This is a genomic window from Aquiflexum gelatinilyticum (assembly GCF_024813435.1).
Lineage (GTDB): Bacteria > Bacteroidota > Bacteroidia > Cytophagales > Cyclobacteriaceae > Cognataquiflexum > Cognataquiflexum gelatinilyticum.
In genome coordinates this window covers 282,591-305,006 of sequence record NZ_JANAEZ010000006.1, presented here as the reverse complement: position 1 = coordinate 305,006, position 22,416 = coordinate 282,591, and the positions used below count along the sequence as shown (strand labels likewise).

The following is a 22,416-nucleotide window of genomic DNA, read 5'->3' as shown; positions in this document are numbered from 1 at the left end:
AAAAATCATTAACAGGATTTTTGCTCTAATCAGGGATAATAGAAAATATGAAAAATCTTATATTCCTTCTATTGTTTAATCCATAAGAATATCGGGATGGTTACTTTTTGTGGTAAGACAAAAAGTGAGTTAAGAAAGAAACCTCAAGAAAATACATGAGAAAGGAATTGAATAAAATGGATGAATTGCCATTTCCAGTTTATTCTGAATTTGTAATTCAAACCTCCAAGAATTATCTTTCTTTTGGGTACAAAAGATTTAACTCCAAAAAAATCCTTCAAAAATAATTCAAAACTTATACTATGAACGAAATTGTAGATGCGAATTTTAAATTGACTTCTGAAGGAATACATTTGATAAGGAATAAATTTACTTATCATTTGATTGAATACCATGAGGTAGAATCAGCATTTTTGAAAGAAGGTAGGTTAGCAAGAAATTGGATAATTGTCTTGTTTTTTGGTGGGATATCTTTATTCCTTGCAATATTTCTATTATTCCATTTAGTTAATGGGGTTTCTATTGATGAAAAGACAGTGAGATTTTATAATCTGTTTGGACAGGGTTTAATTGCTGTTTTTGTTTTGATAGGGGTAGGGATATTTTCAATTTATAGTGCATTGAATATTGTGCCAATTATTGTGGTAAATTCTCAAGGGAAAATATTTCAAATAAGATTATTGAAGAGTCAAAAAAGGAAAAAAGAAATTCTTGAATTTCTAAAAACAAAAGGTGTGAAAGTTTAAATCATGGTTTTTTTTGAATTAAATCTGAGAATTGGACTATGAACTGAATATAAACGACACACCTTATGGCCATATTTTGGTTCAAGGCTTTCGAAAGACCTCAAGGTAATTAGTAATCTATTTCCCTTCCTATTTTTCTGATTTTGTTATTCAAATCGCCAAAGATTACCTTTCGATTAGAAGGTTAAAAAATCAAGAAATGGAAATATCTAATATTATTTTCCTTATTGTCATCATACTTGGTGCCGTTTTTTCATTGAGAAAAGGATTTAGAGAAAACGATAAGGAAGGTTATTATTCAATCAACATAAGATTCATTATTGCCGGATTTACTATGTTAATCATTTCGGTCATTATGATTTTTAGATGGTTATAAATAACCCTTTCTTGTTGAGAGAAAAGTATATGCTTATCTAATTTCCTGCACTTAATCCTACAACCAAATTTAAAACTTACGTCTATTCATTTTAAATTCAAAGGGCTTCCTTTCCGGGATGCCTCTTTTTGTTTAAGTTGACTCCAAATTCAAAAACCATGAACAAGTACAGAAATAGCTTTTTTCAACTCTCTTTTTTGTGGGTATTAATCTTCTTTACCACAGGAAACCATCCTGTTTTTGGTCAGGAAAAAACCAAATCCCTCACCTACACCCAAGTCAAAGGGAAAGTCACCTCAAACGGCAATCAGCTAAAAAATATCACAGTATCTGACGGCAAAGAACTAGTCCTTACCAATGAAAAAGGGGAATTTGAATTTATCACTGACCAAGAATTTGTATTTATCTCCTACCCTTCCGGATATGCTTTTGACTTGTTGGAAAACGGTTCTGTGGATTTTTTCAGAAGGGTTGATCTGACCAAAGCCACCAACACCATTCTTTTTGACCTGACGCCAAACCCAAATGATGAATCCGACCACCACTTCATCGCAATCGCCGATCCGCAGGTGCAGACAGAGGAAGAAGCCAACAAATTTATCTCGGAATCATGTGCTGACCTCAGCAAGAAGAAAGCGGCGCTCAATGATCCAAACCTATTTGGCGTCGGTGTCGGAGATTTGGTTTTTGATAAGTTTGAATTGTATGAGCAATACAATCAAGGAATCAAATCTACCGGGATTCCTTTCTTTCAGGTATTGGGAAACCATGACATCAACCTGAATGCAAGGTCAAACGAGAGCAGTCAAGAACCATTTACCAGTCATTTTGGACCTGCCTATTATTCCTTCAACAGGGGAAAAACCCACTATGTCGTCCTGAATGATGTGTACTTTTTGGGAAGCAAACAATACTACGGCTACCTCCCCGAGACCCAATTGGCTTGGTTGGAGAAGGATCTGGCTTTGGTTCCAAAAGACAATCCGCTTGTCATTTTCCTTCATATTCCGAGTTTTTCCCAGATCGTAGCCCATAACCCCGGCCGAGATATCAACAAAGAATCGGTCATCAATAGGGAAGCTTTGTACAAGATTTTGGAAGGCCATGAGGCACATCTGATTTCGGGACATGTGCATTGGAATGAAAACACAGTGATCAACAATATTTTTGAGCACAACACCGCGGCCATCAGCGGGGCATGGTGGTCAGGCATCTGCTATGACGGCACACCCAAAGGCTACGGCGTCTACAGGTCTGATGCAGGAGATTTGTCTTGGCATTACCAAAGTGTGGGTGAAAACCCGGATTTCCAGTTCCGTATTTACCGTCCGGGAACCCACCCGGATTTTCCCAATGACTACATGGTCAATGTCTGGAATTGGGATCCTGAATGGAAGGTCAATGTGTATGAAAACGGAAACAGAACTGTCCAATCTGTACAGGTCATTGCCACAGATCCATTGGCAATGGAAATCTATGCACCGGGAAAACCCAAAAAGCAGCCTTGGATCTCCCCCCAAACGAACGGTCATATGTTTGTTTTTAGGCCAAATAACCCCAGTTCAAAAATTGATGTGGAGGTGATCGACAGATTTGGAAACCAATATAAAAAAGGCCTTGACTGATTCGAAAACCTGAATTTTTAGCATTAGATTTAAAGAATAAATTCCGATAAAATGACCGGTTCAGAATCCCTAGATTTCATCAAAAAGGAACTCATTTCTTTAGAAAAAAATATGGCTGCTGAAGTGGCCAATAAGTCCGGTATCATCGAAAGCCTACACAAAGATCAAAAAGAAGCTGGTAAAAATCTGGTAGAATACCTGAGTGTCAGAAACAGGGATCTCCGAATTCTTCAGGACGCACTTCATATTCATGGCTTGTCTTCACTTGCAAGCAGCGAAAGCCATATCAGGAGACAGGTTCAGGCGATTTTGGAGCGGTTGGGAGAAACTATTCCCACAGAGCATATCGATATCTGCGATTTTTCATTCAGCAAACAGAAAATCGATGAAAAAAGCCATTTGCTGTTTGGCAACAAAACCATTCCCAGCATTCCTTCTTTGATGGTCACGTTTGATTCCGGATTTGCGGACAGCTATGCTTTGATCAAAAGCTTACTCGAAAACGGGATGAATGTCGCCCGGATAAACTGTGCACACGATGATGAGGCCACTTGGTCCAAAATGATCAACAAACTCCGAAAAGCAAGCAAGAGAACAGGCATAGACTGCAAAATATACATGGACCTTGCAGGACCCAAGATCAGAACTGTCCTACTCGGCAAAGGTAAAGACAAGGGAAAAGTCAAGGTGAAAGAAGGCGAACTGATTTGGCTGGCCGAAGAAGCCAAAGGCTTTGGACAGGATGATGTCGTCATCAGCCCCAATGTTCCGGGAATTATAGGGTTTTTGAAAAAAGGAGACCGCGTCTATATCGATGATGGTGTCATCAGGGCAACTGTAGAAAAAACCAAATCAGGCAAAGCCGGAATCAGGATTACCCGGATCTCTTCAGAAAAAAGCCAAATCAAAGCGGAAAAAGGTATCAACTTTCCCGATACCTTGATACAGATTCCTTCTCTGACAGATTTTGACAAAGCCTGCCTTCCTTTTATCTGCGAAAATGCGGATCTGGTGGGCTATTCCTTTGTGAGGACTGCTGCAGATATCAGCCACCTCCAAAAGGAACTCAGGTCCATTTCAGAACATCCTCCGTTGATGATTATCAAAATAGAAACGCCGGAAGCAGTCAGCAACCTACCCTCATTGCTTATGGAAGGTATGAAACAAAAGGCTTTTGGGGTGATGATTGCACGTGGTGATCTGGCTGTGGAGATAGGTTTTGAAAGAATGGGGGAAATTCAGGAAGAGATTCTTTGGATCTGTGAGGCTGCTCATGTGCCGGTGGTTTGGGCCACCCAAGTTCTCGAAAGCCTCAATAAATCCGGCATGGCTACCCGATCTGAAATCACCGATGCCGGACAATCCGCCAATGCAGAATGCGTCATGATCAACAAAGGAGACCATACCATCGAAGTCATGGAAACGCTCAAAGACATCCTGCAGCGAAGCGCAGAGCACAGGGTGAAGAAGCGATTCCGCTTCCGTCAGCTCAAAATTGCGGAGCGGTTTTTGAAGTCCTGATTTTCCAAAGAAATTTTTGGTAGTTAAAAATAGACTGAACTTCCTCTTTGCCTGCGTTCTCTGCTGGAAACATAGAAAAATTATTTTCCCGCTGATTTCGCAGAACTACGCAGAAAAAATTTAAGCTCTGCTAGAATAATATCCAAACCGTCAACCGTCAGGAAAGGCTTTAAATGTTCAATCAAAAGTCTACTTTCTTGTCTGCGCCAATCTGCGCAATCTGAGGGAGAAATTGAAAGCTTCGGTTTTTACTTTCTATTCCAGAATTTTCGATTTACTTTTTAAACGGAGGACAGCTTTCCTCACTATTTATTTACTTTGAAATAATTACCTTCTACAATTAACCTTACCAAATTGAAATCAAATACCCCAAAATGGCTGATTTTAATCCTGTTCCTTTTGATTGGAACATTAAACAGCTGTACCAAAAAAGAAGAATCAACAAAAACCTTTTCCGGAAAAGACAAACCTGAGGACAGCAGATTTACCCAAGTGGTGGTGGCAGATGGATTGGAAGAACCTTTGCAAATGGACTTTGACAAGCAGGGATTTGTCTATTGGATAGAAAGAGCGGGACATGTCAAAAGGATCAACGATTCCGGAGGAATCATCGAAAACCTCGGAACGATCCCCACGATTGTGGGTGAATCTCCCGGCATGATCGGGATTTTGCTGGACAAAGACTTTGAAAATACCCGTCATCTTTTTCTCTATTATTCTCCCCAAAGTGAAAACGGAAATATCATGCGGCTCTCAAGGTTCACCTTGGGTGCTGACAATAAGTTCGGCCTGGATTCCGAAATCATTTTACTTGATATCCCTTGGGAGCAACCGGATGGCAGCCATTTTGGAGGGGGGATGACCTGGGACAAGGAGGGCAATCTTTACCTTTCAGTTGGAGGAGATTCTGCCCCCACGCAATATGCTCCATTGGCATTTACCAATGAAGGCGGGAGAGGCGAAGACGAAGGCCGGACCTCTGGAAATACCAACGACCTTCGAGGTACAATCCTAAGAATCAAACCTAATTCTGATGGGACTTACAGCATTCCTGAAGGAAACCTATTCCCGCAGGGAACTGATAAAACCCGACCAGAAATCTACGTCATGGGAAACAGGAACCCTTGGCGGCTTTCCATTGATTCCCATACCGGTTACCTGCATTGGGGAGAAGTCGGACCTGATGCCGGTGTAGATTCAGAGGAATTTGGACCGATGGGATATGATGAATTCAATGTTGCCAAAAGCGCCGGAAACTTTGGTTGGCCCTATGTCATCGGAAAAAATCTGCCTTATAAAAGTTACGATTACCTGACCAAAACCTTCGGTGACTTCCATAATCCTGATTCCTTGGTAAACACTTCGCCCAACAATACCGGCTTGAAAGTCCTTCCTCCTGCCCAACCTCCATTGGTGGCCTATCCCTACAAGGTTTCGGACGAATGGCCGATTTTGGGGAGTGCGGCTAGGTCAGCAGTCGGAGGACCTATCTTCCGCAAATCTGATTTTTCGGAGGAAGCCAAAAGAGTATTCCCGGATTATTTTGAAGGCAAATGGCTGATCACAGATTATGTCAGAAACTGGATCATGGTTGTGACAATGGATGAAGATAGAAACAATGTCACGTCCATCGAGCGTTTTTTACCTGCCGAAAAACTCATCCATTCCCAACCCTTGGATATGGATTTTGGACTAAATGGGGATCTGTACATCTTGGAATATGGTACAGGTACGAAAGGGAGGATTTCCAGGATTGAATTCAATGCAGGAAATAGAGCGCCAATTGCGGTAGCCAATTCAGAAATGAAATCTGGCAGCATACCTTTTGAACTTCAACTTTCCTCGGAAGGAAGCCGGGATGACGATGGAGATAAGCTGGATTTTGAATGGAAGATTGAGGGTGGGGAAACAACAGTATTGAATGATGCCAATCCCAAAATAACCCTTGACAAGCCAGGAAAATACAAAGTCTCTTTAACTGTAAAAGACCCATCAGGAGCTTCTGACAGTCATACTTTTGAAGTTGTTGCAGGGAATAAACAACCCGAAGTGAAGATCGAAATTACATCACGCAATAAGTCATTCTACTTTCCGGATGAAAAAATCAGCTACCAAGTTCAGGTCATCGATCAGGAAGATGGAACCCTAGCCAAAGGGCAAATCAATCCCGAGGCAATAACAGTAACTGCAGAATATATTCCTTCAGGGATTGACTTTGCGCAATTGCGAAAGCTAAAATCCGAAGGAAATCTTCAACCCGAAACCGTCCTGCGACACCTCAATGCAAAGGCTTTGATCAGCAAGAACAACTGCACGGCTTGTCATCAGGAAAAAACCAAATTGGTAGGCCCATCCTTTTTGGAGGTGGCCAAGAGATACAAAGATGCAGAAAATGTGTTTGACACCCTGTCGAAAAGTATCATCCAAGGCGGAAGCGGCAAATGGGGTGAAGTCCACATGCCACCTCAGCCGACACTGAGCGCGATCGATACGAAGCAGATCATTGAATACATCCTGGACCTTGCTTCCGCTGAAAAAGGAAACCCCAAACTTCCCTTACAGGGTGAATTCAAAACCAAAGCCATTCCAACCAAAATCGGTGACGGTCGCTTGTCCAAATTCTATCCGACAACATATGAAATGGGTTCCTACGTCTTTTCAGCCCATTATACCGATCAGGGTTCAGAAGAGGAAAGCAGCCTCAACCTCAAGAGTGAAGATTTTACCCTGCTTCGGTTTCCGTTGATGGGTCCTGAAAAAGCAGATGTTTTCTCCGAAACAGGAATTTCCTACACGCCATCAACAGATGATCCGGGATTTATTTTCACCGGAAAAGGAGGTTATATCGGATTCAAAGACATTGATCTGACAGGAATCAATCAGATCAGTATTGGTGCGATCACGCGGTTTTGGCATTGGTCACACTTCATCGGAGGAGATATTGAATTGAGATTGGGTTCACCGGAAGGGACTTTGGTCGGTGAGGCAAAACAAGTCCCTCCTGCCCCTCAGGGAGAAAAAGGTCCTTTCTTTGGTGATGCAACGGGCAAGCCTACGGTCATCGATGTGTCCAAAATTGATGGCGTCCATGACCTGTATATCCTTGTCAAAAATTCCGGGGCGAAAGAAAGTGATGCATTGGTGATCATGACGGGGATTGAGTTTAGGAGGTGAAGGGATGGTCCATAGTCCATAGTCGACAGTCCACAGATGCGGCTTTTGGACTTCAAGGCTTGTTTGATTTGGGTCGGAAATGGGATTTGAAATTAGAATTTATGATGATCGTTAACTTTAGAAAATTGTTTTTACTAAAAGTGGTCTGGGCTTTAGTGGCATTTCTATTTTCTGTGGAAAGCAATGCCCAAGTCTCACATATTCGGGAAGGTTTTGTTCCTATTTTCAACGGGAAGGATTTGGAGGGTTGGCACATCAGCCGAACCAATCACCACGGTACCAAGGGTAATTTTTTTGTTGAAGACGGAGCCATTGTCATGAAGCAATTTCCCTATGGTCAGGGAGGAATTATTTTGTCAGACAAAAAATATCAGGATTTTGAATTGTCTTTGGAATTCAAGGGCCATCCGGGAACCAACGGCGGGATTTTCTTTCGCTCAAGTGAAAGCGGTTCAGGTTATCAGGTGGAATTGTCCGGAGACGGGCAACCCGGTACTGCCAACCTGATTGGCGAAATGCTTCGTGTTGCGAAAGGTGCGCAAGCAACCGATTTGGGAAAAGTCTGGAAGAAATGGGATTGGAATAGCTTCCGTCTTCGGGTTGTTGGGCAAAAGCCAAAAATGACACTTTGGGTAAATGATGTTCTGATGTGGGAAGTACGGGCAGAGCGGAATGACCTGATTGCAGATACTACTTCGGGGATGATCGCTTTCCAGTTGCATTGGAGTGCGACGTTGATGCCTGTTCCGGGTGGACGCTGTTGTGATTTCTCCTGGAAACCGGGTGCTGCACATGCTTACAGAAAAATAGCCATCAAAGAACTTTAATTTCCTCATGATGAAAATCTTTCAAGTATATATTCTACTTTTTTTGACAGCTTGTTCTGTTTTGTTTCCTAAAAATAATGTGCAGGAAAATAACCCTGATTCCATTGTCAATGACATTGGAATGGAATTCGTTTTGGTCCAACCAGGCACGATGACTGTAGGCAAGATTGACATCGAGTGCCCTACATTTCCAGATACCCGAGATGTGCCTGACAGTGAAAAATGGACTGAAGAAGATTTCAAAATTTGTCAGGAGATGGCCAAAAGAGATTCTAGAGAGGGATTTTTGGTAAGCATTTCCGAACCCTATTACATCGGAAAATACGAGGTGACCCAAGGCCAATGGAAAAAAGTGATGGGTTCCAATCCTTCCCATTTCCAAGGGGAAAAGGTTGCGGGTGACTCGGACCTGCATCCTGTGGAAAATGTGACTTGGGAAGATGCCAACAGCTTTATTCAAAAACTGAATGAGATGGATCCTGCTTGTACTTATCGGTTACCGACCGAGTTTGAATGGGAATATGCTGCCCGTGCAGGTGCGGAGGAATTGCTTTCCTGGTCAGAAACAGGCAAACAGGCTTGGATCCAAAAATCAGACAAAGGCACTACAATTGCTGTAGGGCAGATGAAACCCAATCCTTGGGGTTTGCATGACATGCTGGGAAATGTGTGGGAATGGGTAGAAGACTTTTATAATGAGGACATTTTTGCCCATCCCATTCCTCCGGTTTCAGGGGAAGTTCATGTGCTGAAAGGGGGAAGTTTTATCTCCGATGTGACCAATGCCACTTATTTTTTCCATGGAGGCGGGCCGGGAAATGGATATGATGTGGGGTTTAGGGTGGTAAGGGAAGTAAAATAGATATTGATGGATATTGGATATTGGGAAATTGTAATTGATCACTGAAGATGATTTATGACGGGGAAGGATCCTTTGCTTTTTTCCGCCTCAGTCAATGTCTTCACTGACTGAAATTTTAAATTCAAACTGCCAATAGCGTAGCAAATTTTCTCCCGCAGACTGACGCAGGAAAATGATTAAATTTAGAAGACCTCATTCAACTTTGATATGTCTCTGTTAGATGGAAGTGAGTGGAGACACTCACTTTGGAACCCCATAATATCAGTGAAGTCAAGACAATTGCAAAGAAATTTTGCCCCCGCAGATTTCGCAGACTGTCGCAGAAAAAGTCGAGATTCGGAGAGAAATGAAACCATGAAAACCATAAGCCCATATGAAACTGAAATACTCCTTCTTCATTTTCCTCCTGCTGACAATCATCGCTTTTTGGATAATGCGGCATCACCAATTTCAATTTGAAGCTGCCACAGGATTGAAATTCAATGTGATGGAATTTGAGCTTCCGGGGAGTGCCGAAAAGCTGAATGAGTTGATTGAAACCTGGGGCGAACCTGGACAAAAGGCATTTGTCCTGAAGCAACTGCAGTTAGATTACTTCTTTATGTCAACCTTGTTTCCCACCATTTTTATCCTTTGCCTGTGGGCAAGGAAAAATTTCCAGGTATTGGAATTGAAAAATCATTCTCCGGATAGGTTTACATTCCCCAAAAACTTGCTGTTTTTTCTAGCTGCTTTTCAGGTTTTGGCCCTGATTTTTGATATCAGCGAAAACATTAGGCTGACGCAATGGATCCAACGGGGATTTGTCGGGAATATGGTCCTGTTTGAAACCCTTGTGAAAATGAAGTTTGTCTTTGCCGCTGCAGGATTTCTGTCCGCACTGTTTTTTTTGGGGTATGAAATGGTTGTTTTTAAGAAAAAAGGGATATAAAAAAAGGCAGCTCCCTCTATGGTTCTGCCCTTTTTGCTTGTTAGCCTAATAATTTATTTTTTATAAGGAATACTGTTCAAAAGGTGTTCTGCCGCTGCGATCAGTTCTTCTTCTCTTGTATCCTTGTCTATTTCGATCCAAGGGGCATAATCTGTACTGGTTTTCTCAAACATCGCCTCTTTGTATTTCAAGTATTTCTTCAGCGTTTTTGGGGAATCTTTAATCCAGTGTTCGGTTTTCCATCTTGTCAGGGGTGATTTTTTCAATTCATTGTACCTGTCTGCCTGTTCGTCAGCACTGACTGTAAAATAAAATTTAACAAGTATAATCCCTGAATCGACCATCATTTTATCAAAATTGTTGACCTGATCCATGAATTTCCCATACTCGTCTTCAGTACACATTCCGAGGATGGGCTCAAAAAGCGCCCTATTGTACCAGCTTCTGTCCCACAAAACTATCTCGCCGGCCTGTGGTAATTTCTCCACAAACTTTTTAAAGTAATACCCGTTTTCCCCGGATTCGTGCTTGTGGGGCAAATTCACTTCCACCCTGAAATGCCTTGGATTGTTATGGGAAAATATCTTTCGGATTATTGTGCTTTTCTCTGAGGAATCTCCACCGTGAAACAAAACAACAACCTTTTTGTCATTTTCAATAACCCAAAGCTGCAGCCTGACCAACTCCGATTGGATTTCCCTCAATTTGAGTTCATGGCGGGTCGCTTTCAACACTTTTTCCAGGTTGATTTTTTTATTGGCCAACAAATGTTTGATGCCTATTTTAGAGTTCAACACCTCTACATCTTCTTTAGAAAGTACCATGGTCATTACAGGTCAAATTTTTTGTTCTTACGGAAATATTTAAAAATCACATTCGGGTCATTCTTCAGGTTGGCTTTGGTTTTTCCTTTTCCCGGATATTTAAACCTTGACAATACATACCGCAGACTTTCCAGCCTCGCCTCCTCTTTGTCGTTGGTTTCCACTACTACCCACGGGCAATAAGAAGTATGGGTCTCGGTAAACATTAAATCTTTGTACTCTGTGAATTTGTCCCAAAGTTCCTGGCCTTTGAGATCCACCGGACTGAATTTCCATTCTTTGAGAGGATTGCCAAGGCGGGCATCAAACCTCTTTTGTTGTTCTTCTCTGCTGATATCGAACCAGAATTTGATCACCATAATACCATCTTCATAAAGCATGTGTTCAAAATTAGGAACCTGCTTCATGAAGGTTTCATATTGCTTATCGGTGCAAAAACCCATTACAGGCTCGACTACGGCCCTATTGTACCAACTTCTGTCAAAAAATTTGATCTGACCGCTGTTGGGAAGTTCCTCGATATACCGTTGAAAATACCACTGTCCCCTTTCCACATCTGTAGGTTTGCTGAGGGCGACGACCCCACTAGCATGAGGATTAAGGTATTCGACAAAACGCTTGATCGACCCACCTTTTCCGGCGGCATCTCTTCCTTCAAAAATCACCGCAACGCGGAGATTTTTTTTCACAATATGCTCCTGAAGCAGGGAGAGCTCTGTCTGTAGCAGCTTGAGTTCCTCCTCGTATTTTGCCCGTTTGATGGATTTTTTCAAGTTAATCCCTTCAATTTTAGACAAGGCTACCAGTTCCTTCCTGGTTTTAATATTTTCTAATTGCTCGGCTGAAAACATGAAATATTCGGTTTAATATTTAATTAAAAGTTAGAAAATTACAATCACTTAACAAAGGACATACTCCTATTCCTTTCGCTAAAGGTACTTTTGGGAGGAGAAAAGGTGTTTCTTTTTATTTTTCAAATCAAAGGCGACCTTCCATGACCCTTATCTATTCCACGACCAACCACGTGTACCCATCTGCCGGAATATCCACCCTGAGGGTAACTTCCTGTTTTTGATTGAGGGCATAGGAGTTCTTATTTTTACCCTCCACACTGATACTCGCTTGATCATTCAGCCCGGTGTAGTAAAGCGGGATCACCAAATCTTTGGACATGGGTTCTTTGGTAGGATTGAACAACATCACGAGAGCCTTTTCTCTCCCCTGTGGATCTACATGCATCCACCCGTCCCAATCCCTTCCGTCTGCCCGGCGGAGTCGGATGATGTCGGCGTTGAGGATATCTCTGTATTTCTTGTACCAATCGATCACCGAGATGACCACCGCTTTGGTTTCCTCGGTGTCATACAGTCTCGGCCCCCGGTAGCAAGCCTGCACCCCTGCTCCGTAATATTGCATCATCAGTTGCCTGTAATCCTCAAGATGCTCGCTAAGCGGCTCCAATACTGCATCGGCACCTCCTCCGTGATAGGCAGTCAAGGGTACAAAACCCCAACCCATTGAAGGCGTCTTTTCCCAGGTCCCATCATGGATATTCTGCCTGTTTAGGATTTTTTGTCTTTCTCTCGGCAGGGAAAAATTCACCTCCCGACAGCCCAAAGCGATCTTGTGCGTCCCATCCAAAAAGTACCAATCCGGTGCATTGATATAGATTCCCCGGGCATTCATCCATTGGTAAAGACTCTTTTGGAGATTGATTTGTACCCACTGCGAATCATGCAGACCCTCGTGACCCGGATGGGTAGTGGAAGCACAGACATCCCCGGGATAAGGTCCGTCATTTTCAAAAATATCGAAACCGGTGTTTTCAAAGAAAAACCGGAGCTTGTCAAGGTAATCAAGACCCCACTGACTTGCCATACAGGGTGCATTTCCAAAAAAAGCACCGCCGGGTTTGCCTGTAAGTGGACTGATAACGTCATGTTCATCGCTTATTTTGCGGGAGCTAAAAAGCGAATAGCCTCCGATTTTGATTCCTTTGTCATGGGCATAATCTGCAAGGTCTTTCCATCGGGAGATATTTTCAGGAGAAATATCCTCCATATTGATATGGCTTCCAAAACTCAGAATCAAAGCTTCATATCCTGTAGCTACACATTGGTCGATGGCAGTCCTGACTTCCTCGTCGTTTTTGCTCACCAAATGCATGAAAATCGGATTCTGCAAAGTCCAAGGAGCCAAAGCCCGGTACATTTTTCTCCTTGCCAAGCCATTGCGCTCCCTGTCATAACTGTCCAAAACCAATTCATACGTACGGATAGACTGGAAATTTTCTCTTGGCTTGAGGTCGATTCCAATTCCTCTTTCGGGATAGACTTCAAGGATGCTGGGTGTCCGCAATTCATAATTGACTTGGGAAGTATAGCTTGAATCCGGCTTCCAATGTGTCGCCTGACTGCTGAGCTCGGCGTGCATGGCGTTGTTAAACGCAAAGTTGTTTTCAATATAAAGCTGATGGGGCTTCTTCATCTTTTCTGTACTGCCGACCACGGCGGATTCTTCCTCCACGATTCCGAGGATTTCATTGACCACCTGATTGATATGGATGCTTTCCTTTCCGGTATTTTCAAGGGTGAGGTATTTGCCCATTAGAGGAAGGTCATCGAAGATCTCATAATGGACTTTCAAAATGAGGTTTTCAAAATCCGGATGGATATAAGAAAAGCTAACTTTTTTGCCAGAAGCATCTTTTTTATGGCCTGTCCAAAAAACAGTTTTGGTAGGAAAATGAGGTGTGATTTCTCCGATTTCGTAAGATTGGTATTGGAAATCTTCATGAGAGGATTTCATGTCGTCCAACCATTCTTTGCGGAAAAATCCCCTTTCTTGTTGTCCGCTAAGGCCACCGATCTGATAGGTTTTGCCATTCAGGATAATCCGGGCTTCCGGCATGACGGTCCGGAGCATTTGCTCGCCTGTCATCAGGTTTGTGAAATCAAAGCAAGCCAGATTGGGTGATAGGATGAAACTTCTGCGGATCAGGCCATTGTCCATCTGGATTTCTTTCCCATCCAAAAGGGTGATTTCGGCTTTCCTTTGTTGTCCATCCACAAGCCAATCGTCAAAGTTTTTCTGCTCCACATTGGTATTGCAGGAAATGAGTCCGGCAAAAATAAAAATAGAGACAATCCGTGCTGTTTGCTTAATCAGGGAATTGGACATTAGGTTAGGGGTTTTACATTTTGATCCAAATAAATTGACAGGGATTGGAGTGGGTTATCTTTTTGACTAGGAACCGTACTTGAGGATAATCGCCAATTGTCCTGCGTGGTAGGCGGTATGAGTGGTGATTCTACCCAAGGACTCTGCCTTTGTCTTTTTTCCAAATTCCTTGGTTTCAATGACCTCTTCCCAGTCTTCCTGGCTTGCGATGGCTATCTCCAATTGTCTTCCGGCCTCTTCCACCAATGCCAACAATGGTTCCAAATCAGTCCATTCTCCTGTATCTCTTCCGGCTTTTAGTGTTTGGGCATCTACTTTTACAGCCAAATTGCCAAATACATTTTTGGCAAAAAGCAATTCCACTTCAGCTATATGCCGGATCAGGAAGCCGGCAGAATTTGGACTGCCTCCGAGTCTTTTGGATAAATCTTCCTGCTTGATATTGGCCAGTTGATTGGTAAATCTGGTGCGGCCTTCTTTCCAAAGTTGAATGAATTCTCTCATACTCCAAGGTACAAAATTTGAACAGAAATTTGGATTGAAATAACATTCATCGTAATATTGCAATGTAATTAAATGATATATGCTTTGCGATATAAGTTGATATATGCCTTCGGCGATACAATTTTCCATATCAATTCTGATTTGAAGAAAACAAGCCTAATATTTCAATCTATTTCTAAATAGTCTAATCTCTCGCCTCTAAAAGTCTAAAAAATGGGTGTAACCAAAACAGATTTATTCACAGAAGAGCAAAATGAACTGGCCAAAGTCGCTAAAGTTCTGGCTCATCCGGCGAGGATCGCAATCCTCCAATACCTTATCCAATCCAATACCTGCATCAACGGGGACTTGGTCCAAGAATTGGGTTTGGCACAGGCGACGATTTCACAGCATCTCCGCGAACTGAAAGAAACAGGAATCATCAAAGGAAGCATTGAGGGCGTTTCGGTCAATTACTGTATCGACCCGATCCGTTGGTCAGAAATCCAACATCTGTTTGAAACCCTATTTTCCGGATTTCCCAAAATACCGGGTTGCTGCTAATCCTTTGAGGTTTTTGAAACCTCGAAGGTTTAAATTCTATTTAATATTTAAAACCTTCGAGGTCAGAAAGACCTCAAAGGTTACCATTCTATCATCAAACATTCAATAACATTCTTAAATTTGGCGCCTTTGCGTCTTTGCGAGATATCCATATGAAAACTTCAGAATTTACCCAAATCCTCAGAGAAAACCCTGAGAAATCCCTTTTCTTCGAATACCAAGCTGGACAATATGTCCGCACTGACTACCACATCACCGAAATTAAAAATGTCTCTTATGACACGGTGGACTGTGGTGGGATCCGCAACGAGTGGAATGAAGTCCATATCCAACTTTGGGAAAATGAAATCCCTGAACCGGACCATGCTGTCGATACCAGCAAAGCCCTGAAGATTTTTGACGTAGTCCAAAAAGTCAGACCGACTTTTCAGGATAGGGAGATCAAATTTGAATATGGAAACAGTTCCTTCCCTACAGCCGTGCTTCCTGTACACAATATCAAAGAAGCCGGAAACAGCCTGATTGTGCAGCTGACTGCAGACCAAACAACCTGCAAAGCCAAAGACAGGGCGACGACCCCGGAAGAAAAAGCTGCTGCCTGTTGCGGTCCAGCTGCAAAACCAAAGGTCCGTGTTTCCTTGGCCGCACTGGAAGCAAGCGCTTGTGAACCTGGGTCGGGATGTTGCTAGATTGTACCATATACCACGTACTAAGTACCAAGTAGGTGCCATACTTGATACTTTGTACAAAAATATATACCATGAACCTATACCCAACCCTTCAAGCCACAATTGAAAAGGCCAAAAGCCTTGAAATACCCGAGGACCGGATTCCCATCCTTCAGGATTTTATCGCCTATATCCAAAAGAAAATCGATGCGGACCAAACGGTCAACCTGAATTTTATCTGCACCCATAATTCCCGGCGGAGTCAGTTTTCCCAGATTTGGGCGAAGACGGCAGCCGAGTATTTTGGCATAGAAATCAATTCATTTTCAGGCGGAGTGGAAGTAACGGCATTTAACGAAAGAGCGGTAGCCTCTATCAAAAGGGCAGGATTTAAAGCCACGCAAAAAGGCGTCGGAAACCCAAAATACTTTGTCTTCTATTCAGATGATGACGATCCGATTATCTGTTTCTCCAAACTGTATGATGATCCGGCAAATGTTCCCAAGGGATTCGCAGTCGTGATGACCTGCTCACATGCGGATGAAAATTGTCCGTTTATTCCCGGTGCAGAGGCAAGGATTCCCGTGAGGTACGAAGATCCAAAAGCATTTGATGGAACTTCCGAGGAAGCAGATCGCTATGATGAGCGAAGTCTGCAGATAGCTTCGGAGATGTTTTATGTTTTCTCTAGAATATCTAAAGCCTAAAAGGATTGATATTAATTGATATTGGATATTTGTGGATATTGCTATGATGTTCCAAACCAATATCCAATAATATTGCGCAGCTAATATCTACCAATATCAGCCTCAATACCTACTGAACTATAAATCAATCTAAAAATGTCTGAACCTAAGAAAATAGCCTTTTTTGAAAAATACCTGAGTTTGTGGGTTGGGCTCTGCATTTTGGCGGGAGTGGGGATCGGACATTTTGCCGGGGACAGCATGGCTTACCTGAGCCGAATGGAAATCTACAATGTCAACATTCCTATCGCCATCCTGATATGGATGATGATCTATCCCATGATGCTACAGATTGACTTCAGTAGCATCAAAGGGGTTGGCAAAGCTCCAAAAGGGTTGATTCTGACTGTTGTCATCAATTGGCTGATCAAACCTTTTACCATGGCATTCTTCGCTTGGATCTTTTTTGACCAGATATTCTCAGCATTTATCGAACCTGAGTTGGCCGGAGAATATATCGCCGGAGCCATATTATTGGGTGCTGCCCCTTGTACCGCCATGGTTTTCGTCTGGTCTTACCTGACAGATGGGGATCCCAATTATACCTTGGTACAAGTCTCAGTCAATGATTTGATTATTTTGGTGGCCTTTGTTCCTTTGGTAGGTTTCCTGTTGGGAATTACCGATGTGACCATTCCTTATGAAACTTTGGTTTCTTCCGTAGTCATATTTGTCGTGATTCCATTGGTAGCCGGAGTAATTACGAATAAGATCTTGGTAGGAAAATATGGCGAAGATTGGTTCAAGACGGTTTTTCTACCCAAGTTAAAACCTGTCAGCATCATCGCCTTGCTTTTGACATTGGTTTTGTTGTTTGCTTTCCAAGGGCCAAATATTCTGAATAATCCATTGATCATTGTCCTGATAGCCATACCGCTGATCATTCAGACATATTTTATCTTTTTCATCGCCTGGTTTGGCGGAAGAAAACTCAAATTACCGCACGCCATCTGTTCGCCGGCAGCCATGATCGGGGCAAGTAATTTCTTTGAGTTGGCGGTAGCAGTGGCTATTGCATTATTCGGTTTGGAAAGTCCCGCTGCACTGGTGACAGTAGTTGGCGTATTGGTAGAAGTTCCGGTGATGCTGAGTCTGGTTGCTTTGGCAAATAAGTGGAGGTATTGACCTTTTCCGAAGTTTTTGAACTTTGGAAAAGGTCTACTAATCAATAAAATATGATCGTCTTGTTTCTATAGGCCAATATTTTCCTTTCAAGGTGGTATTTGATGGCTTTTGAAAGAACCACTTTTTCTACATCCTGACCGATCTGCACCAAGTCAGCCGGGGAGTTATGGTGGCGCACGCGGGCCACTTCCTGTTCGATGATCGGACCGGCATCCAATTCCTCGGTAACATAATGTGCCGTGGCTCCGATGATCTTTACTCCACGTTCGTATGCGGCATGATAGGGCTTGGCACCTACAAAGGCCGGCAAAAATGAATGGTGGATGTTGATGATTTTGTTGGGATAATTCCGGATAAAATCTTCGCTCAGGATCTGCATGTACCGGGCCAAGACCACAAAGTCAGTTCGGTATTGATTCAAAAGTTCTAGTTGTTTTTCTTCGACATCCATTCTGTTGGCTTTGTCCACAGCAAAATAATGGAAAGGAATACCGAAAGCTTCTACTACTTTTTTGTGGTCCGCATGGTTAGAAATCACCACAGGAATATCCACATCAAATTGTCCCGAATAATGCCTGCTCAAAATATCAATCAGACAGTGGGAAAGCTTGGATACAAAAACAGCCATTCTTGGTTTTCGGAAGTTGAAAAACAGCTCAAACTCCATGTCAAATTTCTTCCCGACTTTGGCCTCAAAAATCGGTTCAATTTCTTCCCTTTTTAGCCCAAAGGTGTCCAACTCCCAAGAAACACGCATAAAAAACATCCCTATTTCCTGATCTACATGTTGGTCAATTTCAAGGATATTTCCCTGATAGGAGTATAAAAATTCGGAAACACTTGCAACGATCCCTTTCTGATCTTTACACTGGATAATCAAAATTGCTTTTTTCATTTTTTGCGAGTGTGTGTGGTTTATCAATCCAATAATGCCTCGACATCTTCCTTGCTGAGACTCTTCATAAAACTTTCTTCTGTGCTGATCAATTCTCCAGCGAGCGCCATTTTCCTTTCCTGCAGCGCCATAATTTTCTCCTCTACCGTATTTCGGCTGATGAATTTATAGATAATGACTTTGTTTTCCTGACCTATCCTATGTGCCCTGTCTATGGCTTGGGCTTCCACGGCAGGATTCCACCAAGGGTCGAGTAAAAAGACATATTCTGCTTTGGTCAGGTTCAGTCCAACGCCACCAGCCTTGAGTGAAATCAGGAAAATCTTGACTTCATCATTTTGCTGAAAAGACTGTACTTGGGCCTGACGGTCCTTGGTGGTACCATCAAGGTAAGCGTATTTGATATTTTCTTTTTCCAGGTATTCTTTGACAATAGCCAAATGTCTGACGAATTGACTAAAAACAAGCACTTTATGTCCTTCACTGACCGTAGATTCGATCATGTGGGTCACATCTTCCATTTTGCCGGAATCACCTGTATAGTCTTTATCGGTCAACCTTGGATGATTGGCCAACTGCCTCAGCTGTGTCAATCCCCTTAACAAAGCAAACTGCTGGTTTTTCATACCGGGAATTGACATTTCCTTGACAATCTTTTCTCTATAATACCCTTTCACTTCTTCATATGCCTTTTCCTGCTCAGGTGTCATAGTGGAATATTTGACGTTGATCACTTTCTCCGGCAAGTCAGTGGCTACCTGACTTTTTAACCTTCGCAGGATAAAAGGCTTGATCATCGCATGCAGTTTGGCTGCTTTGTCCTGGTCATTCTTCTTCTCTATAGGCAATAAAAACTGTTTTTTGAACATGTTTTGATTACCCAAAAGACCTCTGTTGATAAAATTCATCTGTGACCAAAGGTCCATAGTTCCATTCTCTACGGGGGTTCCTGTCAAGATCAACCTCTGTCTACAAGTCAGTTCATTTACTGCCTTGGCGATAATGCTACCAGGGTTTTTGATCGCCTGTGATTCGTCCAAAATGACATAATTAAAATAGAATCCTTTCAGCAAGTCCACGTCCATTCGGGTGATCCCATAAGAAGTAAGCACAAGGTCATATTTTGCAAAACGGCTGATGTCCTTGATTCTCTGGCTGCCTGTGTATGTGAGGATTTTCAGCTTTGGGGTAAATTTTCTGGCTTCCAATTCCCAATTGTAAATCAAGGAAGTCGGCATGACAAGCAAAGAAGTGGTTTCCGGATGTTGCTCTTTTTCATGAGCCAAAAGAGCCAAAGTCTGAACAGTTTTTCCCAATCCCATATCATCCGCGAGACATCCTCCAAATCGGAATTCGTTCAAAAACCGCATCCAATTATAACCTGCTTTCTGATAAGGTCTCAATACCCCTTTGAAAGTAAGCGGTAAATCATAATCCTCAATTTGATTGAAATTTCTAAGCTTTTCGAGCTTTTGACTCAGCTTAAGTTTTAATAGATTGCCTGTTTGCAGCTCTTGGGCAAGGGCGATATGGTGTTTTTTGAGTACGAGAGATTGCTGGGAGGAATCATGCTCATGCTCCTCCATGAAAGCAAACATCTCCGAATAATTGACAAACCATGAATTGGGAATGACCGCGATCTCTCCGTTAGGTAATTCAAATTCAGTCTTTCCCTGAAGCAAAAGTCTTCTGATCTTATTGAATGGGATCTCAAATGAACCAAATCTAATCACCGCATGCACGTCAAACCAATCAATGTTTTCTTTGACTTCTACAGAAATATTGGCATGCCCGATAAAATACCTTTTCCCTTTTTGGGTGGGCGCTTGTTGGATACGGATTCCCATCTCCTCCAAGTTATCTTTATAAGCATTGATCCACCCAAATGCCTTGGATTTACAAATCGAATACCGGGCATGCTTGACAGGCAGACCAAGGTCTTTGAGGTAATCCCCGTAGGATTTTTCCTTGTCTAGGTCTCTAATTACTTTGTGAAAAATATAATTGTCTCCAATTTGTTCCAACTCTACATTATTGGATGCTTTTTCTTCAGATCTGAACGCATAATCCCCATATTGGAATTGCAAATCAAAAACTATTTTATCTTCCTCTTCTTCTTCCAATTTATTTCCAAAAAGATCGGTTTTTGGACTCGAAGGCAAGTCACTCAAACTCAATACCGGTCTTGGCAAAGACCTTTCGACTTTGATATCAAATCCTTTTGCATAGACATCAAAGGAAGCTACAAGTTGGGTCACGAACTTTTTGTAATACTGATCTTCGACCTTCCTCGGGATTACAATGAACTTTTTGTTGAGAAAGGGTTGAAGTTTTTTGCCGTCCACCCCTTTTTTAAAACTGTATAAATTGTAATCGACCACCAACCAGGCAGGTTCGTGACAGATCAGATAAGCATTTCGGTATTGCCATTCAAGTGGAGCATCTCTGTATTTGATGGTGGGAAAATAATGTGTGTTGTCCTCATTTCTCCTAAAATGAAAAAGTACCGCTGCTTTCTCAGGCATAATATTGATTTCTCTCCAGATCGGATTACCATCATTGCCCATCTCAAAAAAACGCTTCCCTTTCAGATTTTCCAGAACTTTGGCCCTCAAACTTTCAAGTTTGTGTTCGATCAATTCCTGGACCACCTTGTTTTCCGTCTTGGGATCGTAGATCTTCCTAAGGTATTCTTTTGGTTTAAGTTTCTTGGTGTCGAATTTTTTGACAATAGCTTCCTGCTGCATGTCATCCATCCACTTTATCAACTTAAAGTCCGTCTCGTCAAGGCCAGAAGAGAACTCTGGTGCGTTAACATGAGAAATATTCTGATGCGCAAATGAAAGCCTCCCCTTTTCATCCAATTGAACCACAAATGACTCGAACAGCAGTCCAAGGAATTCATGACTGAATAAGGAATATATAATTTGAAACGGTTTTTCTGGGGATACTTTCATAGCTTTAAAATCAATCAACGGAACAAATCCGTCAACCAAGACAGTTTTTTGCAATAAAACTAGCCCGAAAAATACAGAATAATTTTCAGTATAAAAATAAATGGGATTAAGATTTGGGCATTCAAATTTGCACAGTTTGGATATCTGATTAATAGTTAAAATATTAGCTCTCAACTTTAGTATTTTCCAAAAAGTAAAAAACCCAAATGAAACAGTACCTTGAAATTTTTACCCTGAGTCATGTGTTTTTTGGTTCAATTGCTTTGTTGTCAGGAGTTTTGGCCATAATTTTTAAAAAAGGAGGAAAAGGCCACAATCCGGCAGGAAAAATCTATTAGTTGGTCGATGATTGGAATAAGCATAACTGCCTTTGGTATAGCCATCCCAAAAGGAAACCTTTTTCTCCTGATAGTCGGTGGATTCAGTACCTATATGACCTTGACCGGTTATCGATTTTTACAGTTTAGGAGAAACTCCAAACTGAAGTTCGGATTTTGGGATTATATTTTTATTGGAGTTGGATTTCTCACTGTATTGATTCCCGCAGGATACATTATTCAATTTGATTGGAAAAATATCGGTGGAATTTTGATTGTGTTTTTTGTTTTCAGTGCTATCCTGATCTCCATGCTGACCACTGACCTTTTCCATGCTAAGAAGCTTTCTACCTATTCCAAAGGATGGTTTCTTAATAGGCATATCAGCAGGATGATGGGGGCATTCATCGCGACAGTGACAGCATTTTTAGTCCAAAACTGGCAAACAGACCCGATCGTTATTGCCTGGTTATTGCCCACTGTGATTTTTGTGCCATTGATTATCTACTTTACAAAAAAATTCAAAGTCACCTCAAAGCAATTAAAACCGAAAATGCCCACCCAAAATCCCTGATTTTGAAATACGGGAAATAAA

Annotated in this window: 19 protein-coding genes; 13 read left to right on the top strand and 6 right to left on the bottom strand. The window is 42.0% G+C overall.

Annotated features, from left to right (window positions below; genetic code table 11):
* Positions 1-302: 302 nt before the first annotated feature.
* The 7 genes from NK987_RS15020 to NK987_RS14990 all read left to right on the top strand — a co-directional run bounded on the left by NK987_RS15020 (position 303) and on the right by NK987_RS14990 (position 10,062).
* Positions 303-746, top strand: a complete 444-nt coding sequence (locus tag NK987_RS15020; protein WP_259264504.1) for a hypothetical protein — start codon at positions 303-305, stop codon at positions 744-746.
* Positions 747-1,280: 534 nt separating this feature from the next.
* Positions 1,281-2,747 (top strand): calcineurin-like phosphoesterase C-terminal domain-containing protein, encoded by a 1,467-nt coding sequence (locus NK987_RS15015; RefSeq protein ID WP_259264503.1) that lies wholly within the window; start codon positions 1,281-1,283, stop codon positions 2,745-2,747.
* Positions 2,748-2,798: 51 nt separating this feature from the next.
* Positions 2,799-4,268 (top strand): pyruvate kinase, encoded by a 1,470-nt coding sequence (locus tag NK987_RS15010; RefSeq protein ID WP_259264502.1) that lies wholly within the window; start codon positions 2,799-2,801, stop codon positions 4,266-4,268.
* 354 nt (positions 4,269-4,622) lie between these two features.
* On the top strand, positions 4,623-7,442 hold the full coding sequence (locus tag NK987_RS15005) for a PQQ-dependent sugar dehydrogenase (protein ID WP_259264501.1): 2,820 nt from the start codon (positions 4,623-4,625) through the stop codon (positions 7,440-7,442).
* Between the two features lie 101 nt (positions 7,443-7,543).
* Positions 7,544-8,269, top strand: coding sequence for a 3-keto-disaccharide hydrolase (locus tag NK987_RS15000; RefSeq protein WP_259264500.1), 726 nt, complete (start codon positions 7,544-7,546; stop codon positions 8,267-8,269).
* Positions 8,270-8,276: 7 nt separating this feature from the next.
* Complete coding sequence (locus NK987_RS14995; protein WP_259264499.1) at positions 8,277-9,131, top strand: formylglycine-generating enzyme family protein; 855 nt, start codon at positions 8,277-8,279, stop codon at positions 9,129-9,131.
* A 373-nt stretch (positions 9,132-9,504) separates the two neighbouring features.
* A complete protein-coding gene (locus NK987_RS14990; RefSeq protein ID WP_258424061.1) occupies positions 9,505-10,062 on the top strand; it encodes a hypothetical protein in 558 nt (185 codons plus the stop codon).
* Positions 10,063-10,115: 53 nt separating this feature from the next.
* Here the strand turns inward: NK987_RS14990 and NK987_RS14985 are convergent, their stop codons facing one another.
* The 4 genes from NK987_RS14985 to NK987_RS14970 form a co-directional block, all read right to left on the bottom strand.
* Positions 10,116-10,886 (bottom strand): polyphosphate kinase 2 family protein, encoded by a 771-nt coding sequence (locus NK987_RS14985; protein WP_259264498.1) that lies wholly within the window; start codon positions 10,884-10,886, stop codon positions 10,116-10,118.
* A 5-nt stretch (positions 10,887-10,891) separates the two neighbouring features.
* Complete coding sequence (gene ppk2, locus NK987_RS14980) at positions 10,892-11,737, bottom strand: polyphosphate kinase 2 (protein WP_258424063.1); 846 nt, start codon at positions 11,735-11,737, stop codon at positions 10,892-10,894.
* Positions 11,738-11,891: 154 nt separating this feature from the next.
* Positions 11,892-14,066: an alpha-galactosidase gene (locus NK987_RS14975; RefSeq protein ID WP_259264497.1), complete on the bottom strand. Its 2,175-nt coding sequence runs from the start codon at positions 14,064-14,066 to the stop codon at positions 11,892-11,894.
* A gap of 66 nt (positions 14,067-14,132) precedes the next feature.
* On the bottom strand, positions 14,133-14,570 hold the full coding sequence (locus NK987_RS14970; RefSeq protein ID WP_258424065.1) for a DinB family protein: 438 nt from the start codon (positions 14,568-14,570) through the stop codon (positions 14,133-14,135).
* Positions 14,571-14,783: 213 nt separating this feature from the next.
* Between NK987_RS14970 and NK987_RS14965 the strand changes: the two genes are divergently transcribed.
* From NK987_RS14965 to arsB, 4 genes are all read left to right on the top strand, one after another.
* Entirely contained in the window at positions 14,784-15,113 is a 330-nt protein-coding gene (locus NK987_RS14965; RefSeq protein ID WP_258424066.1) for an ArsR/SmtB family transcription factor, read from the top strand.
* 152 nt (positions 15,114-15,265) lie between these two features.
* Positions 15,266-15,802 (top strand): DUF6428 family protein, encoded by a 537-nt coding sequence (locus NK987_RS14960; protein WP_258424067.1) that lies wholly within the window; start codon positions 15,266-15,268, stop codon positions 15,800-15,802.
* A gap of 71 nt (positions 15,803-15,873) precedes the next feature.
* Positions 15,874-16,488 carry a low molecular weight phosphatase family protein gene (locus NK987_RS14955; protein ID WP_259264496.1) on the top strand — a complete coding sequence of 205 codons (615 nt, stop codon included), beginning with the start codon at positions 15,874-15,876 and terminating at the stop codon, positions 16,486-16,488.
* Between the two features lie 135 nt (positions 16,489-16,623).
* Positions 16,624-17,652 carry an ACR3 family arsenite efflux transporter gene (arsB, locus tag NK987_RS14950; RefSeq protein WP_258424069.1) on the top strand — a complete coding sequence of 343 codons (1,029 nt, stop codon included), beginning with the start codon at positions 16,624-16,626 and terminating at the stop codon, positions 17,650-17,652.
* A 40-nt stretch (positions 17,653-17,692) separates the two neighbouring features.
* Here arsB and purU read toward each other — a convergent pair whose 3' ends face one another.
* Complete coding sequence (gene purU, locus NK987_RS14945; RefSeq protein WP_258424070.1) at positions 17,693-18,547, bottom strand: formyltetrahydrofolate deformylase; 855 nt, start codon at positions 18,545-18,547, stop codon at positions 17,693-17,695.
* A 23-nt stretch (positions 18,548-18,570) separates the two neighbouring features.
* Positions 18,571-21,504, bottom strand: coding sequence for a DEAD/DEAH box helicase (locus NK987_RS14940; protein ID WP_258424071.1), 2,934 nt, complete (start codon positions 21,502-21,504; stop codon positions 18,571-18,573).
* 206 nt (positions 21,505-21,710) lie between these two features.
* Here NK987_RS14940 and NK987_RS14935 point away from each other — a divergent pair, with 206 nt between their 5' ends.
* Complete coding sequence (locus NK987_RS14935) at positions 21,711-21,842, top strand: hypothetical protein (protein ID WP_259264495.1); 132 nt, start codon at positions 21,711-21,713, stop codon at positions 21,840-21,842.
* A 7-nt stretch (positions 21,843-21,849) separates the two neighbouring features.
* A complete protein-coding gene (locus tag NK987_RS14930; RefSeq protein ID WP_259264494.1) occupies positions 21,850-22,395 on the top strand; it encodes a hypothetical protein in 546 nt (181 codons plus the stop codon).
* The last annotated feature ends 21 nt before the right edge of the window (positions 22,396-22,416 follow it).